Source organism: Affinirhizobium capsici, from assembly GCF_977018625.1.
Window position 1 is genome coordinate 151,375 of record NZ_CDRNXD010000006.1, and the last position, 18,626, is coordinate 170,000.

9 protein-coding genes (1 of these 9 running past the window's edge) are annotated in these 18,626 nt (G+C 56.0%); 1 reads left to right on the plus strand and 8 read right to left on the minus strand.

Annotation, left to right across the window (positions count from 1 at the left end):
• Positions 1-11: 11 nt before the first annotated feature.
• From AC0JZ1_RS18155 to epmA, 4 genes are all read right to left on the minus strand, one after another.
• Positions 12-2,054 carry an O-linked N-acetylglucosamine transferase, SPINDLY family protein gene (locus tag AC0JZ1_RS18155; RefSeq protein ID WP_471883844.1) on the minus strand — a complete coding sequence of 681 codons (2,043 nt, stop codon included), beginning with the start codon at positions 2,052-2,054 and terminating at the stop codon, positions 12-14.
• A gap of 123 nt (positions 2,055-2,177) precedes the next feature.
• The gene (locus AC0JZ1_RS18160) at positions 2,178-8,849 is read right to left on the minus strand and encodes a beta strand repeat-containing protein (RefSeq protein ID WP_471883845.1); all 6,672 of its coding nucleotides are present in this window, start codon (positions 8,847-8,849) and stop codon (positions 2,178-2,180) included.
• A gap of 176 nt (positions 8,850-9,025) precedes the next feature.
• Entirely contained in the window at positions 9,026-10,075 is a 1,050-nt protein-coding gene (locus AC0JZ1_RS18165; protein WP_471883846.1) for a lysine-2,3-aminomutase-like protein, read from the minus strand.
• The gene (epmA, locus tag AC0JZ1_RS18170; RefSeq protein ID WP_471883847.1) at positions 10,072-11,136 is read right to left on the minus strand and encodes an EF-P lysine aminoacylase EpmA; all 1,065 of its coding nucleotides are present in this window, start codon (positions 11,134-11,136) and stop codon (positions 10,072-10,074) included. The genes AC0JZ1_RS18165 and epmA overlap by 4 nt, the downstream gene beginning before the upstream one ends.
• Before the next feature lie 175 nt (positions 11,137-11,311).
• On the opposite strand from epmA, the gene efp reads away from it, so the two are divergent.
• A complete protein-coding gene (gene efp, locus AC0JZ1_RS18175; protein WP_471883848.1) occupies positions 11,312-11,881 on the plus strand; it encodes an elongation factor P in 570 nt (189 codons plus the stop codon).
• Between the two features lie 147 nt (positions 11,882-12,028).
• Here efp and AC0JZ1_RS18180 read toward each other — a convergent pair whose 3' ends face one another.
• The 4 genes from AC0JZ1_RS18180 to AC0JZ1_RS18195 all read right to left on the minus strand — a co-directional run.
• A complete protein-coding gene (locus tag AC0JZ1_RS18180; RefSeq protein WP_471883849.1) occupies positions 12,029-13,486 on the minus strand; it encodes an efflux transporter outer membrane subunit in 1,458 nt (485 codons plus the stop codon).
• Positions 13,487-13,603: 117 nt separating this feature from the next.
• Complete coding sequence (locus AC0JZ1_RS18185) at positions 13,604-16,705, minus strand: efflux RND transporter permease subunit (protein WP_471883850.1); 3,102 nt, start codon at positions 16,703-16,705, stop codon at positions 13,604-13,606.
• 42 nt (positions 16,706-16,747) lie between these two features.
• Entirely contained in the window at positions 16,748-17,962 is a 1,215-nt protein-coding gene (locus AC0JZ1_RS18190) for an efflux RND transporter periplasmic adaptor subunit (protein ID WP_471883851.1), read from the minus strand.
• Positions 17,963-18,115: 153 nt separating this feature from the next.
• Positions 18,116-18,626 carry the 3' portion of a TetR/AcrR family transcriptional regulator gene (locus tag AC0JZ1_RS18195; RefSeq protein WP_471883852.1) on the minus strand. Its footprint extends 47 nt past the window's final position, so the window shows 511 of its 558 coding nt (coding positions 48-558); its start codon lies beyond the right edge, outside the window; it ends in the stop codon at positions 18,116-18,118.

Genomic DNA, 18,626 nt, shown 5'->3' on the forward strand with positions numbered 1-18,626 from the left:
TTCAACCCGCCCTATTGTCTGACAATCCACAGCCGTTTGTCCGCGGGCAGCGGCGAGAAATCATCCCAGGCTTCCAACCTGTCAAGGTATCTTCGCCGATAGGACTGTTCATCTTCCACATCTGTAATCTGGGTGACGAGTTCGGCGCCTATCTCATAATAAACATCGAGATTGGTGAGGTCTGGCACGGGCACCTCTCCGCGTTGTCCATCCTCGTGCATTTGCCAGCAAAGATCTTCAAGGCGGCGTGTATAAGCGGGAATGTCACGCAGCAGGCTGGTTTCGCGTTCTGCCTGCATGCGCTTGCGGATAGCCTGTAGGCCTGCTGGATTGCGCGCAAAGGAGATCGCCTTTGCCACATAGTCATCTGCTGTTTCACAAATAGTTTCAGTTACCCCTGCGGCACGCACGATGCTGGCGCAGAATCGCGAAGCAAAGCTTTTTCCCCTGATCGTCAGGATTGGCAGGCCCATAGTGATAGCGTCCGACCCCGTGGAATGGGCTCCATAGGGGAAGGTATCCAAGAACAGATCCGCCAGCGCGATGCGTGCCAGATGCTTCGGATTTGGCGCTTTGGCGGCGAAGATGAGACGGTTTGGAGATATCCCAGCATCTTCCGCCAGCTTGATGAGGCGCGCGTTAACGCTTTCATCGCCTGCGAGAAGCCAAAGTACGCTGTTTGGGACGCTCTTCAAAATCTGCATCCAACGGTCAAAGCAGGGGCCGGTGATTTTTTGCATACCGTTGAAACAGGCGAAAACGAAAGCATCTTCCGGCAACCCAGCGTCAGTGCGCGTCGGCGTTTCTGCAATTTCGCGCTTGCGGTCCAAGGGCTGGTTACAGGTGATGCGCAGAACTTTTTCGGTGTAATACAGCTCATGCTCAGGCGGAATGATCTGCTCATCCGCGATGATGTAGTGATGAAAAGGGCTCGCCATCGTTCCCGGATAACCGCAAAAATTAACGACGATGGGTGCGGGACGGAAGGCAAAAATGCGGGTGCGAGCAAGCTTGGTATAGCCGTTCACATCCAGCAGAACATCGATATCGTCCCCTGCGATCAGCTTTGCGGCCTGAACATCATCCAGTGCGGAAAGATCCTGCCAACTATCCACTGCTGCCTTGATACGGGTCTGGGTCTCGTCCGTGGATGGCTTGTCACCGCAATAATAGGCGTAAATCTCTACGTCCTGCTTATCGTGCAGTTCAAACACTTCGCGCAAGGCGAAACCCACCGCATGATCGCGAAGATCCGAGGAGACGTAGCCGATGCGAAGCCGATCCTGTCCTCTGACTTTGGGTTTAACTATCTTGTGGGGAAAGGCGCGGGTGTCGGGCCGGCCCACGAGAGATTGATTGTAACGATAGGCCTTGGCCAGCTGGAAAAGCGGATCGTCGCTAAAGCAGCCGAGGGAGAGCGGCGACATGGAATCCACGAGATGGCGTAGCGAAACGTGGTCCGAGGGTGTCAGAAGTGGCCATTTGCATTGCCGCTGGCGAAGTGCAATCCAATGCTGCCCGGCTTCCGGTTTTTCAGGTCTCAACTCCATTGCCTGCCAAAGCGAAGCCTCCGCATCCTCAAGCAGGCTGGCGTTCTCCATGACGCGGCCCACGTGCTGCAAGGCACCATGGCGGTGCGTTACCTGATCCGGGGTGCTTTCCTTGGTCTGTTCAATCAGCAGGCGCCATTGCTGGACGGCAAGGACAGCTTGCCCACCATCTTCGTAAGCGCGACCGAGGTTGATATGGCCCGGCCCAAACCCCGGCTGCGCCTGAACGCAGGCACGAAGGGCATGGATTGAGCCTGCAAGATCTCCCGCCTGGCGAACCGCAATGGAATAATTGAAGTAGACGAGATGCAGGAATGGGCTGTCACCATTATAGGCGAGCCACTCTTTATAAAGAGCGGCTGCCTCTGTGCGCATGCCTTTTCGCGAAAGGGTTTCGGCGAGCTGGAACAGGTCCGTAACCGGCATGGCCCTCATGCGTGCTCGCAGCATTCCGTCCGCAAAGGCGCGATCTGGCACAGGTGCGGCAGGAGTGCTGGTATCCATGGTCTTTTGCGTCCTCACCTAAACTCTTCAAATGGGACCTGACGCATCGGCGCGAATCAGGTTCCATTTACCAAGTCTTAACAGATTGGATCGCGCCAATCCTAGGCTGAACAACGTTACACTTTATACGCTACGGTCCATTGCAGAACGGAGCGCACTGACCTGTGCGGTGGACATGGCGTTAACCTGAGCTGCTGTGAAGGATTGTGCGTAAGTGGGCGACAGCGCGGCAAGCACGGCTGTGCTGAGGCCGGTGACTGCGTTGGTGCTCAGTCCCACGATTTCATCCAGCGTGAAGGCGGAAAGATCATCAGTCCCCAGAGCTGCGGTCTGCGTTGCGGTCAACGCGGATGTTTGCGCGGTGGTGAGTGCTGCCAATTGCGCGGAACTCATAGCAAGGACCTGCCCATATCCGAGCGAGGAGACCTGCCCGGTGGTGAGTGCTGCTATGCTTTCAGTTGAAAGCGATGCCATGACATCGAATGACAGACCACGAATTGCATTGGCATTGATCGCCGCCAGTTCCGCAGTTGAGAAAGTAGCAAACTGGGCCGTCGTGATGCCTGCAAGACCGGACATGCTGAGCGCTGCAATCTGATCAGTAGAGAGGGCATCCAACTGGTCTGGTGTCAGAGATCCGATCTGTGCGCTGCTGAGGCCCGAAATCGCCGCAGGTGTAAGGGAGGCAAATTCATTCAGCGAAAGGCCTGCGAGATAGGCGGTAGGCAGTCCCTTGATGGCGCCCGAGCTGATGGCTGCCAAGTCCGATGCCGACATATCGCGCAATGCTTCCATCGAGAAACCGGAAAGCGCATTCGCGCTTAGGGCCGAAATCTGCGTGGAGGTAAGAGAATGCAGTTGTTCAAAGCTCATCGCCCCTACCTGGGCTGCGGTAAGGCCCGCGATACCGGCTGTGCCGAGTGCTGCGACCTGCGCTGTTCCCAGGCCTGCAATCCGATCCGTGCCGAGGGCGGCAATCTGGCGAGAGCCTAGAGCGCGAACTTGGTCGCTTGTCAAAGCCTCGATCTGGTTCGAGCTTAAGGCTGCGATTTGGCTGGTGGACAGGCCCGAAATACCTGAAGGGCTCAGAACCGAAACCTGCACTGTCGTCAGCGACGAGAGGATAGCCGTCGAAAGGCCGGGCATCGCTGTCGCGCTGATGGCTGCGAATTCGGCCGTTGTGAATGTGGCAAGGTCATCTGCGCCGAGGGCAGCCAATTGGCGCGAGCTGAGAGAACGTATCTGGGCCGTATTCAACGCTTCAACCTGTGCCGTCGTCAGCGAGGCAATCTGCTCGGTGGAAAGACCGGACACCGTGTTGGCGCCAAGTGCCGCAATTTGAGCTGTGGTGAAGGCTGCAAGTGTTGAGGTGGAAAGGCCTTCGATTGCGTTGGAACTGATTGCGGCCAATTCCTCGGGCGAGAAGGCTTGCAGATCATCAACGCCCAAGGCAGCAAGCTGCCTGGAACTCAGAGCGGCCACTTGATTGGTTGTCAGGGCCTGCGTCTGGTCGGTGCGCAAAGCAGCGATCTGTGACGATGACAGGCCTGTGATGGCATTGCCACTCAAGGCAGCAATCTGTGAGGGCCGCAAGGCTGCAAGATTATCGGAATTCAAGGCACCGAGCTGGCGAGAACCGAAGGCTGCAACCTGCGCCGTTGTCAGCGCATCGATTTGCGATGAGGTGAGTGCTGCGATTTGTGCTGTCGTCAAGCCCGAGATAGCGGCCGGGCTGAGCGCTGAAATCTGGCTGGGCGTCAGAGCAGCGAGAACCGCCGTTGAAAGTCCGGCAATTGCGCTGGATGTGAATGCTGCGAGTTCTGATCTCGTAAAGCCGTCCAATTGGCTCGAATTAAAGCCACCGACCTGTGATGACTGGAGTGCTGCTACCTGCGCGCTGACAAGAGCTTCTGCCTGGGTGGGTGACAAGGCTGCGATCTGTGTGGAGGAAAGACCAGCAATGCCATTGCTGGATAGAGCTGCAATCTGCCTGGGTGAGAGGATAGCGAGATCATCTGTTCCCAATCTCGAAATTTGCGCTGAACCGAGCGCTGCAACCTGAAGGGTAGAGAAGGATTCAAGCTGCGCTGGCGTCAGAGCCTCGATCTGCATGGTTGTCATGCCAGAGACAGCATCTGTCCCAAGCGCGGAAATCTGGGCGGCTGAAAGCGCAGCCAGCGTTGCTGAGGAAAGGCCCGTAATCGCAGTCGATCCGATGGCTGCGAGATCCGCAGTCGAGAAGGTAGCCAGCTGCTCACTTTTCAAAGCTGAAATTTGCTTGGAATCGAATGCCGCAACCTGGGCACTCGTGAGTGAGCGCGTCTGATCCAGCGTCAAGGCTGTTATTACCGCAGTGCTCAGCCCTGCAATAGCGTCTGGAGTAATGGCAGCGATTTCATCTGGCGTGAAGACGGCGATATCGCCGCTCTCGAGTGCTGCCAATTGAGATGAATTGAGAGCTTTGATTTGTGCGGTCCCAAGCGCCGTGATCTGATCACTGGAAAGAGCTGCGATCTGACGCGTGGAAAGGCCAGATACCCCATCAGGGCTGATCGCGGCAATTTGCTCTGTGCTGAGGCCTGCGAGTGCCAATGTGGGCAGGCCGCCAATAGCATCGGAGCGAATGGCCGTGATTTCACGCGGTGTGAATGTTGCTATCCCCTCAGCGCTGAAAGCGGAAAGTTGGGTTGAACTCAACGCGCCGATCTGTGTGCTCGTCAAAGCGGCGACCTGCCCCGAGGAAAGCGCAGCAATCTGGCGGGTGGACAAACCTGAGATGGCGCTGGCGCTAAGGGCCGCCACCTGATCCGTGGAAAGCGTGGCGATGATATCTGTTGTCAGGCCGCCGATGACGGCAGAGCCGAGGGTCGCGATCTCTCGGGTGGAGAAGGTCGCGATATCGTCGGCACCAAGTGCTGCAATCTGTGTCGACGACAGAACGGCAATCTGATCGCTGGTGAGAGCGCTGGCTTGTGCTGTTGTTAAGGCGGCTAATTGCGCTGTTGTCAGCCCGGAAATGCCGGATGCGCTGAGTGCCGCTACCTGTGCCGTCGACATGGCAGCCAATGCTGCAGTGGTCAGACCCTGCACTGAACTTGAGGTTAGAGCAGCCACATCCTTTGTGGAGAAGGTGGCAATCTCGTTAGGACCGAGCACAGCAACCTGCGACGAGGAGAGGGCGGCAACCTGCGCAGAGGTCAGCGCCTCCGTCTGTGCGGTTGTCATGGTACCGATTTGCTGTGTCGTCAGGCCCTTGATGCCACTGCCGCTCAGAGCTGCGATTTGCGTCGTGGAGAGGGTGCCAATGCTCGCTGTTGTGAGTGCTATCGTCTGATCCGAGGTCAGGGCCGCCATCTGGCGTGTCGACAGGCTTGCAACTTGCTCCGTCGTCAGCGCTGCAATCTGCGTGGAAGAAAAACCGGCAATTGCGGCAGGGCTCAAGGAAGCCAGACGTGCAGTGGAGAGCGAGGCTATTTCGGATGCGCTGAGCGCTTCCATCTGTGTGGCCGTTAGCGCCGCGAATTGGCTGTTCGTCAGTGCGTCGAACTGTCCGCTGCTCAAGGCTGCGATCTGCTGGGTCGTCATGCCCGCAATCGAGGAGAGGCTGATTGCGGTGATTTGATCAGAGGTCAGCTGTCCGATATCGCTGTCAAGCGCGCCAATTTGCGCGGCGCTCAGGGTCTTGATCTGGTTCTTTGAAAGCGCACTGACTTGCGAAGGGGTTAGGGCTGCAATCTGACTGGTGGAAAGGGCGGCGATCGTGGCTGTGGTCAGAGCGGCAATTTGCTGGCTGCTGAGCCCTTTCAGGGCGTCCAAGGTCAGGCCGGAAGCGCTGCCCGGAGAGATGGCCGCAATTTCGGCGGGGGTAAAAAGGGCCACATCCTCTGCGGTGAATGCAGCAAGCTGGCGCGACGTCAGATTGGTAATCTGTTGCGAGGTCAGCGCATCGATCTGGCTGCTGGTCAGTTTTTCAATCTGCTCGGTGACGAGCGCTGGGATCGTGCCTGTTGCAATGGCAGCCACTTGTGCTGTGGTGAGGGCTGCGACCGTGTTAGCAGGAAGAGCGGCAAATGCCTTTGGGTTGAAGGCCGAGATTTGTCCGGTGGTGAGAACCGCGATTTCGCTAGGCGTTATCTCAACCGCTTGGTCCGCTGTTATTGCCGCCAACTGATCATTGGAAAGCGCTGCAAAATGGGCTGTTCCCAGAGCGGCAAATTGTTCTGCGGTCATGCCAGCCAGCGTGCTGGGCAGTAATGCCGAAATCTTCGCACTTGTCAGGGCGGCAATGGCATCAGTTGTCAGGCCAGTTATGCCGCGATTGGTGAGCGCTGCAAAATCATCCGTCGAGAAGGTCGCGATGTCGTCTGCACCGAGGATCGATATTTGTGCCGAACTGAGGGATCTGATCTGGTTTGGCGTCAGTGCTTCCACTTGGGATGTAGAGAGCGCATCGATCTGCGCCTCCGTCAGGCTCGCAATTGCCGAAGTAGACAGGGCCGCGACCTGCGAGGTTGTCAGACGGGCGACGAGGTCTGTTGGCAAGCCTGCAATCTGTCCGCTGCTAAGAGCGGCAATCTGGTTGGTGGTAAAGGCGGAGATTTGGTTGCTGCTGAGGCCTGCAAGAATTTCAGTGGATAGACCCGGCAAGCCGCGCTCTTGAAGCGCTGCAATCTGGCTGCTGTTAAACCCGGCAAAATCTTCGGATGCCAGCGCGGAGAGTTGCGTTGCATTCAAGCCTTTGAGTTGGTCGGGTTGTAGAGCCGCGATTTGGCCTGCGGTCATGGCCGAAAGTTGGGCGGTTGTCAGTCCTGTGATGGCATTGAGTGACAAGGCAGAAAGCTGCCCGCTGGTGAGTTGAGCGGCCAGTGTCGTGCTCAAGCCAGAAATTGCTCTGCCAGTAATGGCCGCCAGCTCTTCTTGCGTGAAGGTCGCAATGTCATTCAGATCGAACGCAGAAAGCTGGGCTGACGAGAGAACGGCGATCTGGTCGGAACTTAAAGCCTCGATTTGGCTGGTCGAAAGGGTGGCGATTTGGGCTGGCATTAAGGCGGCAATCTGGAACGGAACCAGTGCGACCATCTGATCGCTGGATAAACCCGCGAGACTGGCCGTCGGCAAAACGCTGACAGCAGAGGTGGAAAGGGATTTCAATGATTCCGGAGAAATACCGGCAAGCTGCGTCGATGAGAAGACGCGCGCCTGATCAACCGTCAGCGCCCGCATTTGGGCAGGACCAAACAGGCCCATCTGTTGCGCGGTCAGGGCGGTAATCTGCGTCGTGGTTAAACCGGAAATGGCAGAGGCGCTGAATGCAGAAAATTGTGCGGTGCTAAGCGCAGCCAGATGCGTGGATTGAAGGCCCCATATCGCTTCGCCGGTAATAGCTGCCACATCTTCAGTTGAGAAGGTAGCAAGCGCTGCGGTGGACATCGCAGCCAGCTGTCGACCGTTCAGCGCTCTTGCTTGGCTCGGTGTCAAGGCTTCGACCTGCGCAGTGCCAAGTGCGGCAATCTGGTCGGTTCTCAAGTTTGCAATCGCCGCTGACGACAAGGCGGCGATTTGCGACGGTGCAAGTTGCGCCAGCGTAGAGGTGTTGATTGCCGCCACGGCTGCGCTGGAAAGGGCAGCCATCTCCGGGGCTTCGAACGTGGCGAGATCGTCTGCTCCAAGGGCAGCGACCTGCGTTGCCGAGAGTGCGCGGACATGATTGATGGTCAATGCCTCCGCCTGGGCGGTGCTCAATGCGCTGATCTGGGCCGCTGAGAAGGTAGAAAAGGTCATAGCGCTGATGGCGGCGATCTGTGCGGCGGACAACGCGCCGATCTGTACGCTGTTCAGCTCGGTCACCTGACTCGCATTAAGAGCGCCCATCTGGGAAGGTGACAGGGCGCCAATCTGTGCTGTCGAGAGAGCGCCGACGGCTGTGTTCGATAGGCCAGCCATAGCTCTCGGGCTTATGGCGGCGATGTCTTCAGGAGAAAACGCAGCAATTGCCTGGCTGGATAGGCCAGCGATCTGCGCGCTATTCAGCATTCCGATCTGAGCAGGTGTCAGTGCCTCGGCTTGGCTGGTGGAAAGGGATGCCATCTGCGTGCGTGTGAGGCCGGTTACACCAATATAGCTCATCGCGCCCACCTGAGTGGAGGAAAGCGCTACCAGCAGGCCCGTTCCCAAAGCTTCCACCTGGGCAGGCTTCAACGCCTCCATTTGGGCTGTGCTGAAGCTTGCCACCTGTGCTGGCTTCATTCCTGCAATTTGAGCCGGGTTCATGGCCCGAAGAACCGCTGGATTGATAGCGGAAAGCTGAGTAGCCGAGAGGGCAGCGACTGTTTGCGGCTTTAGCGCAGTAATCGACCAGCTGGATATCGCGGCAATGTCGTCTGTCGAGAAAGTGGCAATATCCTCAGGCTCAAGGGCTGCCAGCTGGGAAGGTGTCAGCGCGCCCACTTGCGAAGAGGTTAGTGCTTCGGTCTGGGCGGTCGAAAGCCCCTTGATCTGAGCCGCCGACATTGCGGCAATCTGATTTTCGCCCAGCGAGGAAATATCCATCTGATCAAGAACGGCAAGTTGATCCAGCGACAGACCAACCATGGCGTTTGCAGAAATAGCCCGCAGTTGTTGTGAGGAGAGGATGTTGACATCAGCCGTATCCAGCGCCGCGATTTGTGCAGAACTGAGTGCGGCGATCTGGCCAGTCGTCAACGAAGCAACATCTTCCGTTGACCAAGCCGCCACCGATTGGGTGGAGAGAGTTTTGATCTGGTTGGCGCTCAACGATGAAACGATTGAAGTCATACGATCAGTTCCCTTACCCTCGGACCGGGGAAATATTGCCAATCGTCCCATCATGGGATGAGCAGCGGCACGCTATGCCGCTCGGCAGATTTCCGCACATATTGCTGAGGCCTAGGCGATGTGGCTTGTCTGAACCTGTTGACTCACGGAATGAGTGTGATTAACCGCCCTACGCTTTATCGCGCAGGAGGATAGAGGTGATCCTGACCACGATAATCGCTGACGGAGTAGCAGCCGTCTTCCGTCCGTCGAACTGCGTTTGTGCCGAGGGGGGCTTTCCCATGGCCGCCCGGAATATCCAGCACGTAGGTCGGCTGGCATAGACCCGAGAGCTGGCCGCGCAGAGCTGCTACAATCTTTTGCCCTTCCTCGATATCCAGACGGAAGTGACTGGTTCCTGGGGCAAGATCAGGGTGATGCAAATAATATGGCTTGATGCGGCACTCCACGAATGACCGCATGAGTTCGGCTAGAACGTTCGGGTCGTTATTGATGCCATTCAGCAATACAGTCTGACTGACGAGCGCAATTCCAGCATCAGCCAGTCGCGCACAGGCATTTCTCGCCTCTTCAGTCAGTTCACGCGGATGATTGGCGTGAATGGCGACATAGACGGTCTTGCCGCTGCTTTTCAAAGCATCGACCAAGGCCGCATCAATGTGAGCAGGATCGACCACTGGAACACGCGTGTGAAAGCGAATGATCTTGAGGTGATCGAAGTTTTTCAGTCCGGCAAGGATCTGCTCCAACCGACGCGGAGACAAAATGAGCGGGTCTCCGCCGGTCAGGATGACCTCCCAGATTTCGGGCCTCGATTGGATGTAAGCCAAAGCCGCTTCAAGTTCTGGGCCGGACAAAGTGCCATCACCTGTCGGCCCCACCATTTCCCGGCGAAAGCAAAAACGGCAGTATACCGGACAGACATGCACGGCCTTAAGCAAAACCCGATCTGGATAACGGTGCACCAAGCCTTTAACCGGGCTGTGGGCGGCATCGCCAATTGGGTCATCCCGTTCTTCCGGCGTCGTTAGCAGTTCGGCTATCGAGGGAATGAATTGCTGTGCAATCGGATCATGAGGATCGGCGGGATCGATCAGGTTTGCCATGGTCGGTGTGATTGCCACCGCATAGCGCTCCGCGACCGTTTCAATGGCTGGCGCATCTTCTGGGCTGAGCAGGCTGGCATCCACCAGTGCCTCAACCGTTTTTAGGGTTTTGGCACTCATGATTGTTCTGCCACAGGTGCCCACATCACTTGGTCAATCCTCGGTGCTCCCGTCGCCAACATCACAAGACGATCAAAACCAAGCGCGATGCCGCTGGCGTCGGGCATGAGGCCCAAGGCGTCCAGAAAGTCTTCGTCGAGCGGATAGGTTTCGCCGTAAACTCGTTGCTTTTCGGCCATCTCTGCTTCGAAGCGAATACGCTGTTCATTAGGATCGGTCAGTTCGCCGAAGGCATTGGCGAGTTCGACGCCGCAGGCATAAAGTTCGAACCGCTCCGCCACGCGAGGATCATCCTGTGCGGGTCTTGCGAGTGCTGCTTCGCACACCGGATATCGATCCAGTATCGTGGCGCGGCCCTCTCCCAGATGCGGCTCGACAAGCCCAACCAGAACACGTGAATAGAGGTCGGTCCAAGTATCGTCGTCCGCATAGCGTATGCCGACCCGTTTCAGTTCAGCCGCAAGCCTGTTTCGATCCGTGCTGCCGTCGGTATGCACCGATGCGAGCAGATCAATATCGGCGAAACGCCAAAACGCTTCAGCAACACTCAGACGTTCCGGTTCCAGGAACGGATTGCACACCATGTTCCGATGGGTAAAGCGGGTGCTGCCTGCTGTTTTAGCGGCCAGCGCGAGCAAATCCGCGCAATCCTGCATCAGTTGGGTATAGCTTTCGCCTGCCCGGTACCATTCCAGCATTGTGAATTCTGGGTGATGCAGGGGGCCACGTTCGCGGTTGCGGTAGACATGTGCAAAGCAGGAAATACGTGTTTCGCCGGCTGCCAATAGCTTCTTGCAGGCAAATTCCGGCGATGTGTGCAGATGGAGAGGAAAGCTCGAACCATCTGCCGCCAGCGCTATCGTGGAGAAGGCGTGCAGATGCGCTTCATTGCCGGGAGAAACCTGAAGCGTTGCCGTATCGACCTCAATAAAATCCCGCTCAGCAAAGAACTGACGGAAAGCTGCCTGAATTTTGTTGCGACCCAGCAGGAAGGGTCTGCGGTCTGCATGAACATCTGGCTGCCACCAGGAGGAGGGCTTATGCGGATCTTTGTGCGACACGCTCTGTCCTTTAAGGGTTTCTTCGTTGGCTCTGCCTTGAAGGCTTCCACTTTCCGCCGATTTAAGGTAGTTGCGCGCCTTGAATATAGATCAAGCGTCTCCGGTCCGGCGAAGTGCTGGTCCTCTACGACGCATTCGCGGCACTGACAAGCCAAGGCAGTCACAAGGAAACCCTATGGTCAAGATTATCGCCTCCTCCGTCCGCAAGGGCAATGTTCTCGAAGTTGACGGCAAGCTCTATGTGGTTTTGACCGCGCAGAACTTCCACCCCGGCAAGGGTACCCCTGTTACGCAGGTTGATATGCGCCGCATTGTTGACGGTGTTAAGGTTTCCGAGCGCTGGCGCACAACCGAACAGGTTGAGCGCGCCTTTGTGGAAGACGTGAACTTCCAGTTCCTCTACGAAGATGGCGAAGGCTTCCACTTCATGAACCCGGAAAGCTATGATCAGGTTGTGGTGACTCCGGACACCGTTGGCGACCAGAAGGCTTACCTCCAGGAAGGCATGACCTGCATCCTCTCCATGCACGAAGGTGTGGCGCTTGCTATCGAACTGCCGCGTCACGTCACACTGGAAATTGTTGAGACCGAGCCGGTCGTAAAGGGTCAGACGGCCTCTTCTTCTTATAAGCCAGCTATTCTTTCGAACGGCCTGCGCACTCTGGTTCCTCCGCACATCGATGCGGGCACCCGCGTTGTGATCGCAACGGAAGACAATTCCTACGTTGAGCGCGCCAAGGACTGATCCTTAACAGCTCAGAAACAGGTTCTGGAGGCGGGCTTTGACCCGCCTCTTTTTTTGCCCAACGTTCGCGAGAAATAAGAGCGCAAAGAAAAACCCGGAGGCTTTCGGGCCTCCGGGTTTGTTAATTGATAAGGAAAAAATGCTGTTTTACTGCGCCTTCGCCGAACGTGCGGCTGCGGCGACAACTGTCGGGCCCTTTTGCGGAACGGCACCCCAGGAATAGCCGCCACCGAGAGCAACATTCAGAGATACGTAATCCTGTGCCTGCTGCTGGATTGCCTGTGCAAGGCTTGCCTTGGCCGTAGACACCTGACGCTGAGCGTCGAGGACGTCGAGCAGCGAGGATGCGCCGTCACGATAGCTTGCGGTCGCGAGCTGAAGGGCTTCCTGATAGGAATTCACAGTATTGCGCAGAGCCGACACAGTACGTCCGTCGCGTTGTACGGCAGCAAGTGCGTTTTCCACTTCCTGAACACCGTTCAGAACCGTCTGCTTCCAGGCAAGGTAGGCTTCACGCGCTGCGGATTCGCTGGCGCTCAAGTTTGCACGCAATTGACCGCCGTCGAAGATTGGCAGGTTGAGCGTTGGTCCGAAGGCCCAGGAAACACGATGCGTATCCGAACCGCCTACGAAGCGTGCATAGCTTGGTGAAATTGAACCACCGAGGCTGATGGACGGATAAAGCTGCGCTTCTGCAACGCCAATACGGGCGGTCGCAGATGCCAACTGACGTTCTGCTGCACGGATATCCGGGCGATTACGAATGAGGTCTGCCGGTACGCCAGTCGTGACGTTCACACGCGCCACTGGTTGCGATGCCCCACGCTGCAATTCATCGACCAGCGACGATGCAGGCAGGCCAAGCAGTGTGGAGATGCGGTGTGCGGCTTGACGGAATTGTGTCTCAAACCCAGGGATCTGCGCGATACTGGTGTTGACCAAACCTTCAGCCTGAACAACGTCCAGACGCGAGGCAGCGCCAGCCTGCAGCTGTAGTTTCGTCAAATCCAGCGTCTCGCGGCGAGACTTTACGTCCTGCTGGGCGAGCGCTATGCGCTGCTGGAAGTAGCGAGCATCGATATAGGCACCCGCGACTGAAGACAGAAGTGAAAGACGTGCTACATCAACATTGGCATAGGCTGCATCGAGGTCTGCCAATGCGCCTTCCTTGGCGCGGCGATAGCGACCAAAGAGATCAAGGAACCAAGACGCGTCGATATTCGCGCCCACAGTCGTGGACGGTGGGGTCTGAACCGGCGTCCCTCGATAACCCTTCACACCACTGCGCTGCTCTTGCGCGGACAGGGTGAGGCTCGGAAGAGCGCCAGCACCTGAAATCGTGACCTGTGCCTGAGCTTGGTTGATACGCTCCAAAGCCTGAAGGATGCTAAGGTTCTGGTTCACGCCTTGTTGAATGTAGTTATCCAACCGGCGATCACGGAACGCTGTCCACCAAGCTTGTTGCGAAACATCGCCATTACTCTTCACGCCACCTTCCTTGAACTTTGCCGGAAGAGCGATCTCTGGTGCCTTTTGGTCTGGTCCGAGGACGCAGCTGGACAGCAGAAGCAATACGAGAGGAGCTGCTGCGCGTATGGAGGTCATATGAACATCCTGGTTTGAACAAAGCTGAACCGCCTCTGATGCCGGAGCCGCGCCCTAAAAAGTCAGGACACGGCTCACACCCGAATCGGTGGTGTTAACGATTCGGTGGACCAAAGGTTAATTTGAGGATTTTTTACCGCCAGAAAGCTTCCGCACCACCACAAAAAATGACGGTACAAAGAAAATTCCAAGCAGTGTTGCAGAAAGCATACCCCCAAGCACACCAATACCGATTGAATTCTGCGCAGCAGAACCTGCTCCGGTAGCAATTGCGAGCGGAACGACGCCGAGAATAAACGCCAGCGACGTCATGATGATCGGACGAAGGCGCAGCCTTGCAGCCTCAAGAGTAGCCTGTACGAGGTCTACGCCTGCTGCTTGCCTGTCTTTTGCGAATTCCACGATCAGGATGGCGTTTTTGGCCGCTAGACCAATCGTCGTCAACAGACCGACCTTGAAGTAAACGTCGTTCGATTGCCCGAACAGGAGCGCAGCGGCCAAGGCACCGAGAACGCCTACCGGAACCGCCATGATGACGGAGAAGGGAATCGACCAGCTTTCGTAGAGGGCCGCAAGGCACAGGAACACGATCAGGACCGATAGCGCATATAGCATTGGCGCTTGCGAGCCGGAAAGACGTTCCTGATAGGATATGCCCTGCCATGCCACAGTGTAGCCGCTGCCCAGTTCTGAGGTTAGCTGCTCCATAGTATTCATGGCCGTGCCCGAGCTTACGCCCGCACCAGCTGAACCTTCCAGCGAGATCGCGCTGACACCGTTAAAACGGCTCAGTGTTGGTGCTCCGCTATTCCATTCCGTCTTCACGAAAGACGAAAAGGGAACCATTTCACCCTTGGAATTACGCGCATACCAGCTGTTGATGGCATCCGCCTGCATGCGGTATGGGGCGTCGCCTTGTACGTAAACCTTCTTCAATTCGTTATTCAGAGTGAAGTCGTTCACGTCACGTCCTGCAAAGATCACGGAAAGCATGGAGTTGACGGTGCTGATATCGAGCCCCATCGCACCCATTTTCTCTTGATCCAGCAGGAACTTCAGCTGTGTTTCAGCGGGTGGGTTGTTGGAGCGAAGCGAACTGACGTTCGGGTTGGAATTACCCTGCTGGATCAGCTTGTTCGATGCAGCCGTAAGAGCCTGCGTTCCAGTCTTTCCGCTATCGACGAGATACATGGAGAAGCCGCTTGATGTACCAAGGCCTGGAATGGCTGGCGGCTGAAGCGGAAACACCTGAGCATCGCGAAGCGTGAAGAAGTAACCCATGGCCCGCTGAACGACGGAAGCAGCCGCAAGTTTTGGATCTTTTCGAAGATCGAAATCCTTCAGCTTTGCAAAAACCAGTCCATAATTCTGACCGGAGCCAGTGAATGAGAAGCCGGAAACAGCGAATACGTCCTGAATCGCGTCTTTTTCCTTCTCAAGGTAGTAATTCTCGATATTTTTGATCACTTCCTCCGTACGGGCTTGCGTGGCACCGTTCGGAAGCTGGACGATTGTCAACAGGACGCCCTGATCTTCCTGAGGAAGGAACGAGGTTGGCAACCTTGTGAAGGACCAGGCGCATCCGCCGATTACGATCGCGAACAGCAGCATGACACGCAGCGGACGCTTCAGGAGATAGCCAACGCTCGAGGTATAACCATGCGTGGTGCGGTCGAAGTTGCGGTTGAACCAGCCAGAAATTCCCCGTTTTTCGCCGTGCTTTGCAGGCTTGAGGATGGTTGCGCACAGGGCAGGCGTCAACACGATCGCGACCAGCGCGGACAGAAGCATAGCCGAAACGATGGTGATGGAGAACTGGCGATAGATAATGCCAGTCGAGCCGCCAAAGAAAGCCATCGGAATAAACACCGCTGTCAGCACCAGAGCGATGCCGACGATGGCGCCTGTGATTTCACCCATCGACTTTTCGGTGGCTTCAAGGGGCGAGAGACCCTCTTCCGTCATAATGCGTTCAACGTTCTCAACCACCACGATGGCGTCATCAACGAGAAGGCCAATGGCAAGGACCATGGCAAACATTGTCAAGGTGTTGATGGAATAGCCTGTCAGCGCCAATATCCCAAAGGTTCCGAGCAAGACCACGGGGACCGCAATCATGGGAATGAAGGTTGCGCGCAGGTTCTGAAGGAAGATCAGCAGAACCACGAAGACAAGAACGATGGCTTCGATAAGGGTGTGAACCACCTTCTCAATCGACAACTGCACGAAAGGAGAGGTGTCGTAAGGGTAGGTGATAACAACGTTTTGCGGCAGGGACGGCGCGACGCTGCTGAGAGCAGCCTTCACGCGAGCGGCTGTATCCAGGGCGTTTGCGCCTGTTGCCAGGTTAACGGCAAAGCCTGTGGCTGGATTACGGTTTGACCGAGAGTTGGTCTGGTAGCTTTCCTGGCCGATTTCAATGCGGGCGACATCGCTCAAGCGGACCGTTGCACCGCCTGTTTCGGTCTTCAGGATGATTGATTTGAATTCATCGACAGTTTGCAACTGGCTTTGAGCCGTAACAGTGACGTTGATTTCCTGCCCTTTCACCACTGGCTGGCCACCTAGAGAACCGACAGATACCTGCTGGTTCTGTGCCTGAATAGCCGAGGTGACGTCAGTTGGTGTCAGTTGGAATTTGTTGAGCTTGAAGGGGTCCAGCCAAATGCGCATGGCATAGCCCGTGCCGAAAACTTGGACGCTGCCTACACCTTCAAGACGCTTAATCTGATCTTCAATTTGAGTGCTGAAGATATCGCCCAGTTCTACCGGCTTGCGCTTTGCATCCGTAGACACGAGTGCGCCGACAAGCAGAATACTGGAGGTAGAGCGTGTGACGGAAAGACCTGTGGTCTGCACGACGTCAGGCAGCTGCGACTGAACGAGCTGCAGCTTATTCTGCACCTGCACCTGGGCAATATCGGGATTGATGCTGTTGCCGAAGGTCAGTGTGACTGTTGCCTGACCTGTACTGGATGAGGACGTCATGTATGTCAGGTCATCGAGGCCGGTCATACCGTCTTCGATGATCGTGGTGACGGATTTTTCGACAGTCTCCGCACTTGCCCCCGTATAGGTGGCAGAAATGCGAACCGTTGTTGGTGCGATTTCAGGATACTGCGCGATCGATAGTGTGGTGATCGCGAGCGCGCCACCCAGCATGATAATGATCGCAATAACCCATGCGAAGATAGGTCGATGAATAAAAAAGTTGGCCATTGGTTATCCCCTGAAGCCTGAAGTTCCTTGCCGAGGGCCCGATTATGGCTTTGCAGCAGGGGTTTCTGTTGGGGCTGCAGTTGGAGTTTCAACCACGAAGCCATTTTCATCCAAGGTCGCATCAACCGGGGCAACAGGCGCGCCGTCGGCGATCCACTGGAAACCATCCACGATCAGTTTTTCGCCATCCTTGATGTTATCTGTCACGAGCCAGCTATTCCCGGAAAGCTGGGCATGCTCGAAAGTACGCGATTCAACTTTGTTTTCTGCTCCGATAAACTTTGCAGTTAACACACCGGTGGCGCTGCGCGTTGCGGCACGCTGGGGGATGAGGAAACCATTCTCGTAGCCTACAATTACGGTAGCGCGGAGATAGGTTCCAGGAAGGATGATGTTGTCCGGGTTATCGAACACGGCGCGGATCTGATACGTGCCTGTCGTTTCACTCACGGCCATTTCAGCCATGTCAAGCTTGCCGGTCTTATTGTATTTCGTACCATCTTCAAGCGTCAGCCGGATATCGGCCTGGGTGGGATTGCCCTTCAATCTACCAGCGGCGATAGCAGACCTGAGTTCCAGCAGGTTCGAGCTGGAATCCGTCAGATCGACGTAGATGGGGTCAATCTTGCGCAATGTTGTCAGTGCTGTGGTCTGATTGGCAGTGACAATGTTGCCAATGCTGACATTCGAAATGGTTGTGATGCCATCAAATGGTGCACGGATCTCCGTGTAACCAATATTGATCTGCGCCGATTGAAGTGCCGCTTTTGCCTGCGCGACATCAGCCTGCGCCTGAAGCAGGGTTACTCTGGCGTTTTCATATTCGATCTGGGTAGCACCGCTGTTGACCAGGCGTTGGTAGCGATCAAAATTGGCCTGTGCGCTTGGAACGCTGGCCTCCGCCTTGGCAAGGGAAGCCTGGGCTTCCTGCAACGCGGCGTTATATGTGTCGTCGTCAATCTTATAGAGCAGATCTCCCGCCTTGACCTCACTACCTTCTTTAAAGGTTATCTTTTCAATCAAGCCGTTTACCCGTGGGCGAATATCCGCTGTTTGAAACGCCACAGCACGACCGGGCAGAATCCGCGTTACCGGCTGCTCCGCCTGTTTCATTGTCACGACGCTGACCTTGGAAGGAGGACGTTGTTGCTGCTCACCTCCGCCCGCGGCAGCGCCGCCTTTGGAATTGCCCTGTTCACTGCATCCAACCAAGACTAGAGACAGCATAAGTGGGAGAACGTATCGACGTGTTTTCATAGCGAAATCCGGATAAGCGTGGCAGCGCACCTAGCGCATCACGATGGCAATCATGGTTTAAGTTTCAAAACTAGCAAGTGAGAGCTACGTGCTACATCAATGCACGGTTCTAAAACTTTCGAAAATCTTGCAAGTGACGTAATTCAATAATCGTCACTTAGCAAGAGGATTTTGCAACGCAATATTCACGAGTTCGACAATCTCGTCGCAACGTTCCTGAAGTTCCTCTGGAGGTTCATTTACCAGGAAAACTGGATGAAGAACGCTAGCAAATGCTGCTGAAACCGCACGGCCCCGCTGAACAGGATCTTTGCAGTGATAAACCCCGGCCGCAACGCCATTTTCGATAAGCGCGCAGAATAAACTCTGCAGCATCTCGTCATAATGTTTGCCGCTTTCAATCTTTGTCTCAGCAAACATCAGGATAAGTTCGAAGATGAAGGGCGTTTCACGCAGTGCCTCGAGGTGAATGTTCATGAGTTGGCGCACCACAACCCCCAGGCGCTCCGGTGCGGGTGCGTCTGTTTCTAGTTCCTGTAGGCGCTCCACCATCTTCGTAATGTGACGGTCGCAAATCGCGTCCGCTAATGTCACCTTGGAATGGAAATGTTTAAACACGTTAGCAGGCGACATCCCGAGCGCCTGCGCAATATGGGCGATAGAG